Source organism: Burkholderia sp. Ap-955 (assembly GCF_011753045.1).
Classification (GTDB): domain Bacteria; phylum Pseudomonadota; class Gammaproteobacteria; order Burkholderiales; family Burkholderiaceae; genus Burkholderia; species Burkholderia lata_D.
In genome coordinates, this window is the sequence record NZ_VWWH01000011.1 from 74146 (window position 1) to 88831 (window position 14686).

12 protein-coding genes are annotated in these 14686 nt (G+C 67.3%); 6 read left to right on the forward strand and 6 right to left on the reverse strand.

The features are described from left to right. Positions 1-155 precede the first annotated feature (155 nt). From F3J15_RS09240 to opcM, 4 genes are read left to right on the forward strand one after another with little or no spacing between them, the layout of a single operon-like run. Complete coding sequence (locus tag F3J15_RS09240) at positions 156-1016, forward strand: alpha/beta hydrolase (RefSeq protein WP_069252570.1); 861 nt, start codon at positions 156-158, stop codon at positions 1014-1016. Between the two features lie 32 nt (positions 1017-1048). Continuing rightward, on the forward strand, positions 1049-2266 hold the full coding sequence (gene ceoA, locus F3J15_RS09245) for a multidrug efflux RND transporter periplasmic adaptor subunit CeoA (RefSeq protein WP_166890020.1): 1218 nt from the start codon (positions 1049-1051) through the stop codon (positions 2264-2266). Positions 2267-2311: 45 nt separating this feature from the next. Further along, entirely contained in the window at positions 2312-5512 is a 3201-nt protein-coding gene (ceoB, locus tag F3J15_RS09250; protein WP_046546174.1) for a multidrug efflux RND transporter permease subunit CeoB, read from the forward strand. Positions 5513-5522: 10 nt separating this feature from the next. Beyond that, positions 5523-7058 carry a multidrug efflux transporter outer membrane subunit OpcM gene (opcM, locus tag F3J15_RS09255; RefSeq protein ID WP_166890023.1) on the forward strand — a complete coding sequence of 512 codons (1536 nt, stop codon included), beginning with the start codon at positions 5523-5525 and terminating at the stop codon, positions 7056-7058. Positions 7059-7150: 92 nt separating this feature from the next. Here the strand turns inward: opcM and F3J15_RS09260 are convergent, their stop codons facing one another. After that, entirely contained in the window at positions 7151-7747 is a 597-nt protein-coding gene (locus tag F3J15_RS09260) for a TetR/AcrR family transcriptional regulator (RefSeq protein ID WP_166890026.1), read from the reverse strand. A 125-nt stretch (positions 7748-7872) separates the two neighbouring features. Between F3J15_RS09260 and F3J15_RS09265 the strand changes: the two genes are divergently transcribed. Further along, complete coding sequence (locus tag F3J15_RS09265; RefSeq protein WP_089448495.1) at positions 7873-8304, forward strand: Tautomerase enzyme; 432 nt, start codon at positions 7873-7875, stop codon at positions 8302-8304. Positions 8305-8369: 65 nt separating this feature from the next. On the opposite strand, the gene F3J15_RS09270 is transcribed toward F3J15_RS09265, so the two are convergent. After that, positions 8370-9260, reverse strand: coding sequence for a LysR family transcriptional regulator (locus F3J15_RS09270; RefSeq protein WP_166890028.1), 891 nt, complete (start codon positions 9258-9260; stop codon positions 8370-8372). A 99-nt stretch (positions 9261-9359) separates the two neighbouring features. Here F3J15_RS09270 and F3J15_RS09275 point away from each other — a divergent pair, with 99 nt between their 5' ends. Beyond that, entirely contained in the window at positions 9360-9809 is a 450-nt protein-coding gene (locus F3J15_RS09275; protein WP_166890031.1) for a PACE efflux transporter, read from the forward strand. A gap of 146 nt (positions 9810-9955) precedes the next feature. Here F3J15_RS09275 and F3J15_RS09280 read toward each other — a convergent pair whose 3' ends face one another. The 4 genes from F3J15_RS09280 to F3J15_RS09295 all read right to left on the reverse strand — a co-directional run bounded on the left by F3J15_RS09280 (position 9956) and on the right by F3J15_RS09295 (position 14669). After that, complete coding sequence (locus F3J15_RS09280) at positions 9956-10807, reverse strand: alpha/beta hydrolase (protein ID WP_166890034.1); 852 nt, start codon at positions 10805-10807, stop codon at positions 9956-9958. A gap of 275 nt (positions 10808-11082) precedes the next feature. Further along, entirely contained in the window at positions 11083-11412 is a 330-nt protein-coding gene (locus tag F3J15_RS09285; RefSeq protein ID WP_089485017.1) for a DUF3579 domain-containing protein, read from the reverse strand. A 22-nt stretch (positions 11413-11434) separates the two neighbouring features. After that, positions 11435-12796, reverse strand: a complete 1362-nt coding sequence (locus F3J15_RS09290) for a sigma-54 dependent transcriptional regulator (protein WP_089448491.1) — start codon at positions 12794-12796, stop codon at positions 11435-11437. After that, positions 12786-14669, reverse strand: coding sequence for an ATP-binding protein (locus F3J15_RS09295; protein ID WP_166890037.1), 1884 nt, complete (start codon positions 14667-14669; stop codon positions 12786-12788). Before F3J15_RS09295 ends, F3J15_RS09290 begins: the two co-directional genes overlap by 11 nt. Positions 14670-14686: the final 17 nt, after the last annotated feature.

Sequence of the window (14686 nt, forward strand, 5' to 3'; positions counted from 1 at the left end):
TGAGCCTCCGGAACGACAAGGCTGCGCTACCTCGTGGGTAAACGCAGCCTCGGATTGTTCGGGGGCGTTGAATTGTGTTGCCGGATTATAGGCATTTATCCCAATGTCTGCCGGACCCAGAATTCGTTCCATCTCGAAATGGATGCTGCATCGTCATGGACGCTTCTGAATTCAGCAAATTCCTGAAGGCCGCATTGCCCGCGCAAGCCACGGCGGGCGCGGCGCTGACGGTCGCCGAAGTGGAAATTCCCGGCTACGCGCAGGACATCGTGCTGCGCCTCTACCGCCGCCCGGACAAGACCGGGCTGCCAGTAGTGCTTTATTTCCACGGTGGCGGTTTCGTCCGCGGTTCGCTCGAAGACGCCGATTTCGCCGCGCGTTTTTTAGCAGAACGCTTACCAGCGCTCGTAGTGTCGGTCGACTATTCGCTTGCGCCGGCCTTCCCTTTTCCGGCCGCGCCGGAGGATGCGTATCGCGCTGCCGTGTGGGCCGCGACGCGCGCCCGCGCGTTCGGCGGCAACCCGAAGAAGATCGGTGTCGCGGGTCATGACGCGGGCGGCCAGCTCGCGAACTGCCTCGCGTTCATCGCGCGTGATCGCGGCGAAGTGTCGATCGTCGCGCAGGCGCTGTTCGGGCCGATGCTCGATCCGAGCATGACGCGCATCGGCGATGCCGATCGCCTTGCCTCCGACATCACCCCGCGCGAATGCGCGGCCTGTTATCGCGCGTATCTGCCGCAGGCCGCGCAACGCATGCACCCGTACGCGGCGCCGCTCGAATCGGTGCGTCTCGCGGGGCTGCCGCCGACGCTCGTCGTCACCGCGCAGAACGACGTGCTGCACGTCGAGGCGGAGAAATATGCGGGCTGCCTGATCTCGTCGGGCGTGCTCACGCAGGTGATCCGCTATCCGGACATCACGCACGCCGCGCTCGCGACGCACGAAGCCGCCTTCGAGGAAGCCGTGCGCTTCTTCCAGTGCCGCTTCCAGGCGCGCCAGCCGAACCGTTCCGAATAACCAAAACCAATCCACGTTTACTGGAGATCCACATGGCCATCCTACGCACCTCCCGTTCCCGAATCGCGACAGCGGCGATCGTGACGCTCGCCGTCGTCGGCCTCGGAACGTTCGGCGCGATGCGCGTGAACGCGAACGCCCCCGAGAAAGCGGCAGCGCCGCTGCCCGAAGTCGACGTCGCGACCGTCGTGCCGCAGACCGTGACCGACTGGCAGAGTTATTCGGGCCGCCTCGAAGCGGTCGAGAAAGTCGACGTGCGCCCGCAGGTGTCGGGCACGATCGTCGCGGTGAACTTCAAGGACGGCGCGCTCGTGAAGAAGGGCGACGTGCTGTTCGTGATCGATCCGCGCCCGTACCAGGCCGAAACCGACCGTGCGGCCGCGCAGCTCGCGGCCGCGCAGGCGCGCAACGGCTACGCGCAGACCGACTGGCAGCGTGCGCAACGGCTGATCGGCGACAACGCGATCGCGAAGCGCGACTACGACGAGAAGCAGAATGCGGCCCGCGAGGCGACGGCGAACCTGAAGGCCGCCGAAGCCGCGCTCGAAACGGCGCGCATCAACCTCGGCTATACGCGGATCACGGCGCCTGTGTCGGGCCGCGTGTCGCGCGCGGAAATCACGCTCGGCAACGTCGTATCGGCCGGCGCAGCGGCCGCACCGCTGACGACGCTGGTGTCGGTGTCGCCGATCTACGCATCGTTCGACGCGGACGAGCAGACCTACCTGCAATACATCAACGGCGCGCGCAGCGGCCGCAAGGTGCCGGTCGAGCTCGGCCTCGCGAACGAAACCGGCTACTCGCGCAGCGGCGAGATCGACTCGGTCGACAACCGGCTCGATACGTCGTCCGGCACGATCCGCGTACGCGCGCGCTTCGACAACGCCGACGGCGCGCTCGTCCCGGGCCTCTACGCACGCGTGAAGGTGGGCGGCAGCGCGCCGCACGAGGCACTGCTTGTCGACGACGCGGCGATCAACACCGATCAGGACAAGAAGTTCGTGTTCGTCGTCGACCAGCAAGGCCGCGTGTCGTACCGCGAAGTGCAGCAGGGGATGCAGCACGGCAACCGGCGCGTGATCGTGAGCGGACTTTCCGCCGGCGATCGCGTGGTCGTGAACGGTACGCAACGCGTGCGCCCCGGCGAACAGGTGAAGCCGCACATGGTCCCGATGACGGGCGGTGACGCGCCGTCCGCGCCGTTGGCGGACAACGCGAAGCCGGCCGCCCCGGCGAAGGCGGATTCGTAAGCGGCCCGCCGCTTCTTATCCGCGTTCAACCAGACAGAGCCACACATGAACATTTCCAAATTCTTTATCGACCGGCCGATCTTTGCAGGAGTCCTATCGGTGATCATCCTGCTCGGTGGGGTGATCGCGATGTTCCTGCTGCCGATCTCCGAATACCCGGAAGTCGTGCCGCCGTCCGTGATCGTGAAGGCGCAGTACCCGGGCGCGAACCCGAAAGTGATCGCCGAGACGGTCGCGTCGCCGCTTGAAGAGCAGATCAACGGCGTCGAGGACATGCTCTACATGCAGTCGCAGGCGAACAGCGACGGCAACATGACGATCACCGTCACGTTCAAGCTCGGCACCGATCCGGACAAGGCCACGCAGCTCGTGCAGAACCGCGTGAACCAGGCGCTGCCGCGCCTGCCGGAAGACGTGCAGCGGCTCGGCATCACGACGGTGAAGAGCTCGCCGACGCTGACGATGGTGGTCCACCTGATCTCGCCGGACAACCGCTACGACATGACCTACCTGCGCAACTACGCGCTGATCAACGTGAAGGATCGCCTGTCGCGGATCCAGGGCGTCGGCCAGGTGCAGCTGTGGGGTTCGGGCGACTACGCGATGCGCGTGTGGCTCGATCCGCAGAAGGTCGCGCAGCGCGGGCTGTCGGCCGAGGACGTCGTGCAGGCGATCCGCGAGCAGAACGTGCAGGTCGCGGCCGGCGTGATCGGCGCATCGCCGTCGCTGCCGGGTACGCCGCTGCAGTTGTCGGTGAACGCGCGCGGCCGCTTGCAGACGGAAGACGAGTTCGGCGACATCGTCGTGAAGACGACGCCGGACGGTGGCGTCACGCACCTGCGCGACATCGCGCGGATCCAGCTCGACGCATCCGAATACGGGCTGCGCTCGCTGCTCGACAACAAGCCGGCCGTCGCGATGGCGATCAACCAGTCGCCGGGCGCGAACTCGCTGCAGATCTCGGACGAAGTGCGCAAGACGATGGCCGAGCTGAAGCAGGACATGCCGGCGGGCGTCGACTACAAGATCGTCTATGACCCGACGCAGTTCGTGCGTTCGTCGATCAAGGCCGTCGTGCACACGCTGCTCGAAGCGATCGCGCTGGTCGTGATCGTCGTGATCGTGTTCCTGCAGACCTGGCGCGCGTCGCTGATTCCGCTGATCGCGGTGCCGGTGTCGATCATCGGCACGTTCTCGCTGCTGCTCGCATTCGGGTATTCGATCAATGCGTTGTCATTGTTCGGGATGGTGCTCGCGATCGGGATCGTGGTCGACGATGCGATCGTGGTGGTCGAGAACGTCGAGCGGAACATCGAGAGCGGGATGAACGCACGGGCGGCGACCTACAAGGCGATGCAGGAAGTGAGCGGGCCGATCATCGCGATCGCGCTGACGCTCGTCGCCGTGTTCGTGCCGCTCGCGTTCATGTCGGGCCTGACCGGCCAGTTCTACAAGCAGTTCGCGATGACCATCGCGATCTCGACGGTGATCTCGGCGTTCAACTCGCTGACGTTGTCGCCGGCGCTGTCCGCGATCCTGCTGAAGGGCCATGGCGACAAGGAAGACTGGCTCACGCGCGTGATGAACCGCGTGCTCGGCGGCTTCTTCCGCGGCTTCAACAAGGTGTTCCATCGCGGTGCGGAGAACTACGGCCGCGGCGTGCGCGGCGTGCTGTCGCGCAAGACGCTGATGCTCGGCGTGTACCTCGTGCTGGTGGGTGCGACCGTGCTCGTGTCGAAGGTCGTGCCGGGCGGCTTCGTGCCCGCGCAGGACAAGGAATACCTGATCGCGTTCGCGCAGCTGCCGAACGGTGCGTCGCTCGACCGCACCGAGAAGGTGATTCGCGATATGGGTTCGATCGCGCTGAAGCAGCCGGGCGTCGAGAGCGCGGTCGCGTTCCCGGGGCTGTCGGTGAACGGCTTCACGAACAGCTCGAGCGCGGGCATCGTGTTCGTCACGCTGAAGCCGTTCTCGGAGCGGCACGGCAAGGCGCTGTCGGCCGGCGCGATCGCGGGTGCGCTGAACCAGAAGTACGGCGCGATGAAGGACTCGTTCGTCGCGGTGTTCCCGCCGCCGCCGGTGCTCGGCCTCGGTACGCTGGGCGGGTTCAAGATGCAGGTGGAGGATCGCGGCGCGGTCGGCTATGCGCGGCTCGCGGATGCGACCAACGACTTCATCAAGCGCGCGCAGCAGGCGCCTGAGCTTGGCCCGTTGTTCACGAGCTACCAGATCAACGTGCCGCAGCTCAACGTCGATCTCGATCGCGTGAAGGCGAAGCAGTTGGGCGTGCCGGTGACCGACGTGTTCAACACGATGCAGGTGTATCTCGGCTCGCTGTACGTGAACGACTTCAACCGCTTCGGCCGTGTGTACCAGGTGCGCGTGCAGGCCGATGCACCGTTCCGCCAGCGTGCGGACGACATCCTGCAGTTGAAGACGCGCAACGACAAGGGCGAGATGGTGCCGCTGTCGTCGCTCGTCACGGTGACGCCGACGTTCGGCCCGGAAATGGTCGTGCGCTACAACGGCTACACGGCGGCCGACATCAACGGCGGCCCGGCGCCGGGCTTCTCGTCGGGGCAGGCGCAGGCCGCGATCGAACGCATCGCGCATGAAACGCTGCCGCGCGGCGTGCGGTTCGAATGGACCGACCTCACGTACCAGCAGATTCTTGCCGGCGATTCGGCGATGTACGTGTTCCCGATCAGCGTGCTGCTCGTGTTCCTCGTGCTCGCCGCGTTGTATGAAAGCCTGACGCTGCCGCTCGCGGTGATCCTGATCGTGCCGATGAGCATTCTGTCGGCGCTGACGGGCGTGTGGCTCACGCAGGGCGACAACAACATCTTCACGCAGATCGGGTTGATGGTGCTGGTGGGGCTGTCGGCGAAGAACGCGATCCTGATCGTCGAGTTCGCGCGTGAACTCGAACACGACGGCAGGACGCCGCTCGAGGCCGCGATCGAGGCGAGCCGGCTGCGGCTGCGCCCGATCCTGATGACGTCGATCGCCTTCATCATGGGTGTGGTGCCGCTCGTCACGTCGACGGGTGCCGGTTCGGAAATGCGCCATGCGATGGGTGTCGCGGTGTTCTTCGGGATGCTTGGCGTGACGCTGTTCGGGCTGATGCTGACGCCGGTGTTCTACGTCGTGCTGCGCACGCTCGCGGGCGGCAAGATCCACGTCGCCGGGAAGGACTCGGCCGGCTACGGTGTGCCGTCCCAGCACGTGCCGGCTTCGGATGCATGAGGACAGGAAGATGAATAACTTGCACAACACGAATGGCCTGATGCGCTTCGCGAAGGTGGCGGCCGCGAGCACCCTGCTCGCGACGCTGCTCGCCGCGTGCGCGGTGGGGCCTGACTACAAGCGCCCGGATGCGCCGACGCCCGCCGCATTCAAGGAAGCGCCGACGCTTGCCGCCGGCGAACAGGCCGGCACGTGGAAGACGGCCGAGCCGTCGGACAGCGCGCATCGCGGCGAATGGTGGAAGGTGTTCGGCGACCCGGTGCTCGATTCACTCGAGACGCAGGCGCTCGCCGCGAACCAGAACCTGAAGGCCGCGGCCGCACGTGTCGAGGAAGCGCGCGCGGCGACGCGTTCGGCGCGCTCGCAGTGGTTCCCGCAGGTCGGCGCCGGTTTCGGGCCGACGCGCGAAGGGCTGTCGTCGGCGTCGCAGTTCCAGCCGCAGGGCACGGGCCCGACCAACGCGACGCTGTGGCGCGCGCAGGGTACGGTGTCGTATGAAGCGGACCTGTTCGGTCGCGTCGGCCGCAACGTCGAGGCGTCGCGTGCCGACCAGGCGCAGAGCGAAGCGCTGTTCCGTTCGGTGCAGCTCGCGCTGCAGGCGGACGTCGCGCAGAACTACTTCGAACTGCGTCAGCTCGATTCCGACCAGGACCTGTACCGCCGCACGGTGGAGCTGCGCGAGCAGGCACTGAAGCTCGTGCAGCGCCGCTTCAACGAAGGCGACATCAGCGAGCTCGACGTGTCGCGCGCGAAGAACGAGCTGGCAACCGCGCAGGCCGATGCGGTCGGCGTCGCGCGCCGGCGCGCGGCGTCCGAGCATGCGCTCGCGATCCTGCTCGGCAAGGCGCCCGCGGATTTCGCGTTCAAGGAAACGCCGATCGTGCCGGTCGCGGTGAAGGTGCCGCCGGGCCTGCCGTCCGCGCTGCTCGAGCGCCGTCCGGACGTGTCGGCGGCCGAGCGTGCGATGGCGGCCGCGAACGCGCGGATCGGCCTCGCGAAGTCGGCGTACTTCCCGAAGCTCGACATCACGGGGGCGTTCGGCTATGAAGCATCGACGCTCGGCAACCTGTTCCTGTGGTCGAGCCGCACGTTCCTGCTCGGGCCGTTCGCCGGCACCGCGCTGACGCTGCCGCTGTTCGACGGCGGGCGCCGTGCGGCCGGCGTGCAGCAGGCGCGCGCGCAGTACGACGAGCAGGTTGCGAACTACCGGCAGCAGGTGCTCGTCGCGTTCCGCGAGGTCGAGGACAATCTCGCCGACCTGCGCCTGCTCGACGACCAGATCCGCGCGCAGGATGCGGCCGTCAACGCGTCGCGCCGCGCGGCGACATTGTCGCGCACGCAGTATCAGGAAGGCGAGGTCGCGTATCTCGACGTGATCGACAGCGAGCGCTCGGTGCTGCAGTCGCAATTGCAGTCGAACCAGTTGACCGGCGCGCAGGCCGTGTCGACCGTGAACCTGATCCGCGCGCTGGGCGGCGGATGGGGGCCGGTGCCGACGGCGGTGGGCGATGCGGCGACGGGCAAGGCGGAGGTGGCGGCGCGTTGATGCACTGCCCTGCCGAAACCGGCGGTCGATCGAAGAACCCCGATCCGTGACGATGCGGATCGGGGTTTTTTATTGGCGGTCAGTCAGGGCGGTCAGGCCTGTTGCTCCGGTTTCACGTCCGTGCGTTCGGCGATGACCACCGCGTAGCGGCCGACCGCATCGGCGATGCGCTGCGCCAGCTCGGGATCGCGTACCGCGCGCGCGAGCGTGACGCCGCCCGACAGCAGCGCAAGAAACGCGATGGCCCGATCGTCATCGGGTGGGTTGTCCATCCCGGCCGACACTTCGTCGACGATCTGCCGCAGTGCCTGCTCGTACGCATCGCGCGTTTCGTCATCGGCGCGCATCACTTCCGGGGACAGGCTCGGCAGCGCACAGCTTTCACCGAGTTCACAGGTGCGCCGCGGACCGAGGTAGAACGACGCGAACGGGCGCCGCCAGCGCGCGCCATGCTCGGCCTTGAACGTCGCGACGCCTTGCCGTAGCTGGGCGAGGCCATCGAGGACGACCTGCTGGAACGCTTCACCCTTCGTTTTGAAATGGCCGTAGAACGCGCCGTTGGTGACGCCCGCCGCCTTCGTCAGCGGACCGATGCCGGAGCCGCCATACCCCTCCTCGCGGAACAGCCGGCTCGCGGCATCGAGGATGCGCGTACGGGTTTCGTGCTTGTGCTCGACGGAATAACGCATGACAGGCTCGCTTCAGAGCGATCACTCTTTATCTTGCATAGAGAGCGATCAGTGTCTAATGTATAGAGAGTGACTGGTATTTATATCACGTCACCCAACCGATGACCTGACCAGGAGAAAGTGCGATGCCGATTACGCTGACCGTATCCGAAGGGGTTTTCACGCCGGACGACGAGGGGCCGGTGTTTGCCGAGTTGACCGATGCGCTGCTGGAAGTCGAGGGATTGGCCGGGAATGCGTTCCTGGCGCCGAACGTAGTGGGCACGCTCAACGTGCTGCCGCGAAACCGGACCTTCGTGCATGGACGCGCGGAACCCGCCGCGTTCGTCGAGCTGAAGCTGCCCGCCGTGGCGCTCGCGGCGCCCGACCGTCAGCGGCAATTCGTCGAACGGGCGACGGCGATCGTGCTGCGCTGGGCAGGTGGGCGGCTGACGCCCGCGCAGGTGTGGGTGAACGTCGTCCATGCGGTCGATGGCGGATGGGGTATTGCCGGACGACGCTACGACAACGCGTCGCTCGTCGATTCGATCCAGAGCGCGGCGGCGACAGCGCACTGATCGCAACTAACGGTCAAGCCGTCCGGCGTTGACCGACGGCGTGGCGGCGCTCGCCGCCACGCCGATCATTTTTCATCGCCTGCAGCCCGCAGCGCGCGCACCAGTTCGCTGGCCGCCTTGCCGAGCCCCGTGTGCTTCGGCCGCCTCAGGAACACGGGCAGCGGCAGCCCGTTGCGGATGTTGGCGAACACGAGCGGCGCGAGTTCGCCGTCGGCGACGTATCGGGCGATCACGGATTCGGGCAGGTTCGCCCAACCATGTCCGGCCTTCACGAGCGCGATTGCGGTCGCCATGTCGGTCACCTTCCACGTGCGGTTGCCGATCAACGGCCGCACGTCGGTCAGCGGCCGCTCGGGATCGGCGATCACGATCTGCCGGAACCCGGACAGCCGCTCGATCGCTTCGGGCTGCGCGCATTCGGCGATCGCCGGATGGCTCGGCGCGGCGACCGCAACGAGCGTCTCGGTCCACAGTCCGTGGATCTGCTCCTGCGGATGCAGGTCGAGCCCGCCATACGCGACACAGAGATCGACGGTGCCGCGATGCAGCGCATCGACGATCACGTCCTGCGGCGCCGTGACGATGCTGATCGCGAGCGCCGGGTATTTCGCGGCGACGGCCGTCAGCGCGCGGGCGACGGGCGCGCCGTCGAGTTCGGCGGCGAGGCCGAGCCGCAACGTATCCTCGACGCCTTCCGACAGGTGCTGCGCATGCGCGCGCAGCGCGTGCAGCCGCTCGGCGATCGAGCGCGCGTCGGGCAGCAGCGCGGCCATCGCGGCGGTCGGCGTCGGTTCGCGCGTGCCGCGGTCGAACAGCACGAGGTCGAGTTCGGCCTCGAGGTTCGCGATCGCCATGCTGATCGCGGACGGCGTGCGGCCGAGCGCCCGCGCGGCGGCGGAAAACGAGCCTTTGTCGATGACGGTCAGCAGCATGTCGATGTGGTCGCTGGTCAGCATGCACGGGCCTCCTGTCAGAAAAATTGAAAGGACCTGACTTTTGCGGACGCGCTACCCGCTGATAGTCTCGCCACCTTGTTCGATAGAAGGTGGATGGTCATGCAAGGGTGGAAGAGACGCATAGTCTACGTCGTGGTGTTCGAAGTGCTCGGCATCCTGATCGCATCGTCGGTGCTCGGCATGCTGAGCGGCGCGAGCGTCGCGACGAGCGGCGCGATGGGGGTGATGATCTCGACGACGGGCGTCACCGTCAATTTCCTGTACAACCTCGCGTTCGAGGCGTGGGAGCGCAAGAGCGCGGCGACGACGCGCACGGTCGGGCGCCGCGTGCTGCATGCGATCGGTTTCCAGATCGCGCTCGTGACGTTCCTGATCCCGCTGATCGCGTGGTGGCTCGACGTGTCGCTGCTGCAGGCGTTCCTGTACGACGCGGTGCTGATCGTGTTCTTCCCGATCTTCACGTTCGTGTACAACTGGGCGTTCGACAGCGTGTTCGGGCTGCCGGATGCGGTCACGCGCAAGGCGGAGCCGGAACCGGCAGTGTGGTAAGCCGTGCTGGCGGAATGGCGCAGGCAGATTGACGGGACGGACGCGCCGGTGACGCACGGCGGTTGATGAAGCGGCGATGCGGCGCGTATCCGCATCGTCGTTGAACAGCGAGGAGAACGGGCGGCGCGGAAGCCGCCCGGGAGCACTTACGCGGCGACGAACTCGTGCACGAAGCGGTTGAACACGGCGGGGCTCGCGGCGTTCATCCCGTGCGACGCGCCGGCGACGGTCTGCCGTTGCGCATTGCCGATCCATTGCGACAGCGTGTCGACGTTGTTGCGGAACATCTTCGGGCTGCGCTGGCCGTCGATCAGCAGCGTGCGGCATGCGATGTCGCCGGCCGTGTGCTGCGAATATGCGGGCAGCGGGTCGCGCAACTGCTTCGGCAGCGTGCTCGCATTGTCGATCGCCATCGTGCGGAAGCGCGACGTGCTCTTCTTCCATGCACCCGGCAGGCTCACGGAATCGACGAACATCTCGAGGCCCGATTCGACGTCGCCTTGCCCGATCAAGTTCACGGCCTTCGTGCGCAGCGCGATCGCGGCGGCCGGCAGCGCGGCTTCGCGCACGCCCGGCTGTTGCAGCGGGCCGCCCGGATCGGCGAGCGTCAGCGATTCGACGAGATGCGGATGCTGGCGCGCGACGTTGAACGCGACGCTGCCGCCGCGCGAGTGGCCGACCAGATGCACGGGGCCGAGATCGAGCGCGTCGATGAATTCGGCGAGCTCATCCACATGGTTCTGCCAGCTGAACTCGTCCTGGATGCCCGCTTCGACGGCCGGCCAGTAATGGCTGAGGCTCGGCGCGATGCAGCGGTAGTGGGCCGACAGCGACGCGAGCTGCGGATCCCAGTAGCGGTAGTCGCACAGCGAGCCGTGCACGAACACCATCGGCGCGCCGCTGCCCCGCTCGACATACGGCAGGCTGATGCCTGACGAAAGCGTCGCAAATTGCAGGTCGGGGTTCGCGAGCACGGACGGCTCGATTCGCATGTTCATGACTGAAAGACTCAAAGGTGCGTCAACACGACGCAACTATGCATCACGGCGACCTGCAAGGAAAACGCATAATTTTCATCGTCACGATCAATTTTATTGATGGCTCGGCCGCAAACCCTTGTCGGAAGGGGAAGGGTATCGATGCTTTCAATCGTCTAACGATTGGTCGCGGCGCCGGAAACGCCGGAAAAGGGCGTGCGGCGGCCTGCGCATCCACGCATGGCACCTTTGGAAAACGGGAAGCAGGTACGCGAGCCGCGAAAGCGGCCCGCGCGTCAGCGTACGGTCAACGCGGGCGCGGTCTGAAGCACGACCGGGAGGTCGTTGTCGGCCGCGAACTGCATCGCGAAATCGAACGCGTCCGCACACACGGTGCGCAATTCGTCCGACACGAACAGGCATTTGACGTTGCCGTCGACGACGGGCATCGCGAGCCGCGACAGCGCGCACGGATAGCCGGGCCGCCGTTCGCCGACGAACAGCGTGATGACGCCCGCGAGGCGCTCGGGCCAGTCGCTCGGGCGGAAGGTCTTCTGCGCGTGCGTGACGCCGCGGATCAAGTGGCCGGTGATGCGGCCCTGTTCGGTGACTTCGATGCGATCCATGCTGTGCGTGTCCTCGTTCGCGTCATTCGCCGCCATCGGCCGCCGCGTCGCCGCGCGCGGGAATCCGCAGGTTGCGCAGCTTGTGATAGAGCGTTTTCTTCGGCATCCCGAGCGCTTCGCTTGCGTCCGCAACGTTGCCGTTGTGACGCTGCAGCATGTCCTCGATCAGCATCCGCTCGAAATACGCGAGCTGTTCCGCGAGCGTGCCGCCCGCGGCCGGCGTGCCGCCGGACGACAGCAGGCTGTCGCCGGTCAGCCCGAGCACGAAGCGGTCGGCCACGTTCTGCAGCTCGCGCACGTTGCCGGGCCACGCATGCGTCATCAGTTCGGATACCTGCGCAGCCGTGACGACCGGTGCCGGCTGCCCGAAGCGGCGCGCGGCCGCGAGCACGAAATGCTCGAACAGCAGCGGCACGTCCTCGCGCCGCTCGCGCAGCGGCGGCAGTTCGATCTGCGCGACGTTGAGGCGATACAGCAAGTCCGCGCGAAAGCGGCCGTCGGCCGCGAGTTCGGCAAGATCGGCCTTCGACGCGGCGACCACGCGGCAGTCGACCGGAATCAGCTCGTTCGCGCCGAGCCGCTCGACCACGCGCTCCTGCAGCACGCGCAGCATCTTGACCTGCAGCGAAATCGGCATCGTCTCGATCTCGTCGAGGAACAGCGTGCCGCCGTCCGCCCATTCGATCTTGCCGATGCGCTTCTTGATCGCGCCGGTGAACGCGCCGGCTTCATGACCGAACAGTTCGCTCTCGAAGACCTGCTCCGGCAAACCGCCGCAGTTCAGCGCGACGAAATGCGCGTCGCGCCGGCCGCCGAAATCGTGCAGGCTGCGCGCGATCAGTTCCTTGCCGGTGCCGGTTTCGCCGGTGATCAGCACCGACACCGACGTATCGGCGAGGCGCAGGATCTTCTTGCGCACGTCGGCCATCGCGGGCGACTTGCCGAGCACGAACGCCTCGATGCCCTGCCAGTTGTTCAGCGCCGCGCGCAGCCCCTGCACCTCGAGCGTCAGGCGGCGCTTCTCGACCGCGCGCGCGACGCGCCCCGCGATCACGTCCGACGAGAACGGCTTCTCGATGAAGTCGTACGCGCCGACCTGCATCGCGCCGACGGCCGTCGAGATGTCGGCATGGCCACTGATCAGCACGACCGGGATCTGCGCGTCGATGGCCATCACGCGATCGAGCAGCTGCAGCCCGTCGATGCCCGGCATCCGCACGTCCGACACGATCACGACCGGCGCACCGGGCGCGACGTGATGCAGTGCGTCGGCGGCCGACGCGAACGCGTCCACTGCGAAGCCGGCAAGCGCTACCGCCTGCTCGACGCCGATCCGGACGTTTTCATCGTCCTCGACGACCAGCACCCGAATCTCATCTTCCATGCTCTGTCCTTTGCAGCGTGGCCGCCGCGAATTCGATACTGAACTGCGCGCCGCCTTCGTCGCGGTTCGTCGCGGCGATCTTCGCGCCGAACGCCTCGACGATGCGCGACGTGATCGCGAGGCCGAGCCCGAGGCCCTGGCCGCGCGGCTTGGTCGTGACGAACGGCTCGAACAGGTGCGGCAGCACCTCGGGCGCGATGCCCGCGCCGCTGTCGGCGACGGTGAAGCGCACGCGGCCGGCTTCGTCCGGCCCGGCGGCCTCGATGACGATGCGGCGCACGCTCGCGTCGTGCACCGCGTCGAGCGCGTTGCCGAGCAGGTTCACGATCACCTGCTGCAACTGGCTCGATTCGGCCGATACGGCTGTGCCGGGCGCGATGTTCACGTCGAGCTGCACGCCTTCGTCGCGAATCCGCGCATCGTAGATGAGCCGCGCATGCGCGACGGCCTCGTTCAGCGACACCGCGACGCGTTCGACGTCGGGCTTGCGCGCGAAGGTCTTCAGCTCGCCGGTGAGCACCGCCATGCTGTCGACGAGCTTGCCGATCCGTTCGAGATTGGCGAGCGCCGGCGCGGGCTGGCCGCGCTCGAAGAACGTGCGCGCGTTGTCGCACAGCGTGCGGATCGCGACGAGCGGCTGGTTCAGCTCGTGCGTGAGGCCGGCGGCCATCTGCCCGAGCACCGCGAGCTTGCCCGCATGCACGACTTCCTGCTGCGACGCGCGCAGCCGCTGCTCGGTGCGTTCGCGCTCGACGATCTCGCGCTGCATCCGCTTGTTCGCGGCCGTCAGCGCGGCCGTGCGCTGCGCGACGGTCAGCTCGAGCTGGTCGTTCGCGCGCCGCAGCGCATCCTGCGCGTTCAGTCGCGCGACGATCGCCCGGCGCCGCTGGATCGCATAGCCGGCCAGCAGCGCGGCGATCAGGAACGCGCCGGTGACGAACACGAAGGCCGTTTGCTGCTGGCGCCGCGCGACCGCGATGTCGAGCAGCACCATCAGCGAATCGCCGGCCTGCGGCGCGGGGCGCGACATCACGAGATAGCGCGTGGTGCGGCCGCTGTGGCGCGTATCGGGGAAGGTGCCGAACCACGCGGCTGCGCTGCGGTCGCCGATATGGCGGTACGGCAGCGCGTCGACCGTGCGGCCCGCGTACTGGCGCGACGCCTGGATGTCGCGCTGCTGCTGTGCGGTGATCGGGCGCAGCGCGGTGAATTTCCATGCCGGTTCGGTCGAGATCACGACCACGCCGTTGCTGTCGACGACCATCGCGGCGACGCCCGGCGCGCGCCACGCGGATTCGAGCGAATCAACGCTGATCTTCACGGCGGCCACGCCGATCGGCGCGCCGTCGTCGCGCACCGCGCTGGCGAAGTAGACGCCCGGCACGCCGGTGTTGGTGCCGATGCCGAAGAAGCGGCCGCTGCCGCGCGCGAGCGCGTCCTTGAAGTACGGCCGGTACGACACGTTGGTGCCGACGAAGCTGAGCGTCTCGTTCCAGTTGCTGGCGGCGATCACGTTGCCCTGCAGGTCGATCACGTCGACCGCGCCGCTGCCCGCGTCGCGGTTCACGGCTTCGAGGTAGGTGTTGACCGTGTGCACGAGCGCGGGGGTGTCCTGCGGCGCGGCTTTCAGCATCGTGCGCACGCCGTCCTGCCGCGCAACCAGGCCGGGCAGGATCTCGAAGCGGCCGAGCTCGCTCTTCAGGCTCGACGCATACAGGTCGAGCCGGTGCGCACCGGTTTCCTCGAGCGCGTCGATCGCGCGTTCCCACGCGAAATCGACGGCCGCGGCCGCCACGCATACGTACAGCACGCCGGCCGATGCCCAGCCCCACCACGGGATTCCCTTGAAGCTCTTCTGCACGTTCGCCCTCATCGAAGCCCGCAACCGTC

Bases quoted from the DNA above. Each gene is read 5' to 3' on its own strand.
- ceoB (WP_046546174.1), top strand. From the start codon at position 2,312: ATGAACATTTCCAAATTCTTTATCGACCGGCCGATCTTTGCAGGAGTC.
- F3J15_RS09270 (WP_166890028.1), bottom strand. From the start codon at position 9,260: ATGCTGACCAGCGACCACATCGACATGCTGCTGACCGTCATCGACAAA.
- F3J15_RS09240 (WP_069252570.1), top strand. From the start codon at position 156: ATGGACGCTTCTGAATTCAGCAAATTCCTGAAGGCCGCATTGCCCGCG.
- F3J15_RS09260 (WP_166890026.1), bottom strand. From the start codon at position 7,747: ATGCGTTATTCCGTCGAGCACAAGCACGAAACCCGTACGCGCATCCTC.
- F3J15_RS09285 (WP_089485017.1), bottom strand. From the start codon at position 11,412: ATGGATCGCATCGAAGTCACCGAACAGGGCCGCATCACCGGCCACTTG.
- F3J15_RS09275 (WP_166890031.1), top strand. From the start codon at position 9,360: ATGCAAGGGTGGAAGAGACGCATAGTCTACGTCGTGGTGTTCGAAGTG.
- F3J15_RS09290 (WP_089448491.1), bottom strand. From the start codon at position 12,796: ATGGAAGATGAGATTCGGGTGCTGGTCGTCGAGGACGATGAAAACGTC.
- F3J15_RS09295 (WP_166890037.1), bottom strand. From the start codon at position 14,669: ATGAGGGCGAACGTGCAGAAGAGCTTCAAGGGAATCCCGTGGTGGGGC.
- ceoA (WP_166890020.1), top strand. From the start codon at position 1,049: ATGGCCATCCTACGCACCTCCCGTTCCCGAATCGCGACAGCGGCGATC.
- F3J15_RS09280 (WP_166890034.1), bottom strand. From the start codon at position 10,807: ATGAACATGCGAATCGAGCCGTCCGTGCTCGCGAACCCCGACCTGCAA.
- F3J15_RS09265 (WP_089448495.1), top strand. From the start codon at position 7,873: ATGCCGATTACGCTGACCGTATCCGAAGGGGTTTTCACGCCGGACGAC.
- opcM (WP_166890023.1), top strand. From the start codon at position 5,523: ATGAATAACTTGCACAACACGAATGGCCTGATGCGCTTCGCGAAGGTG.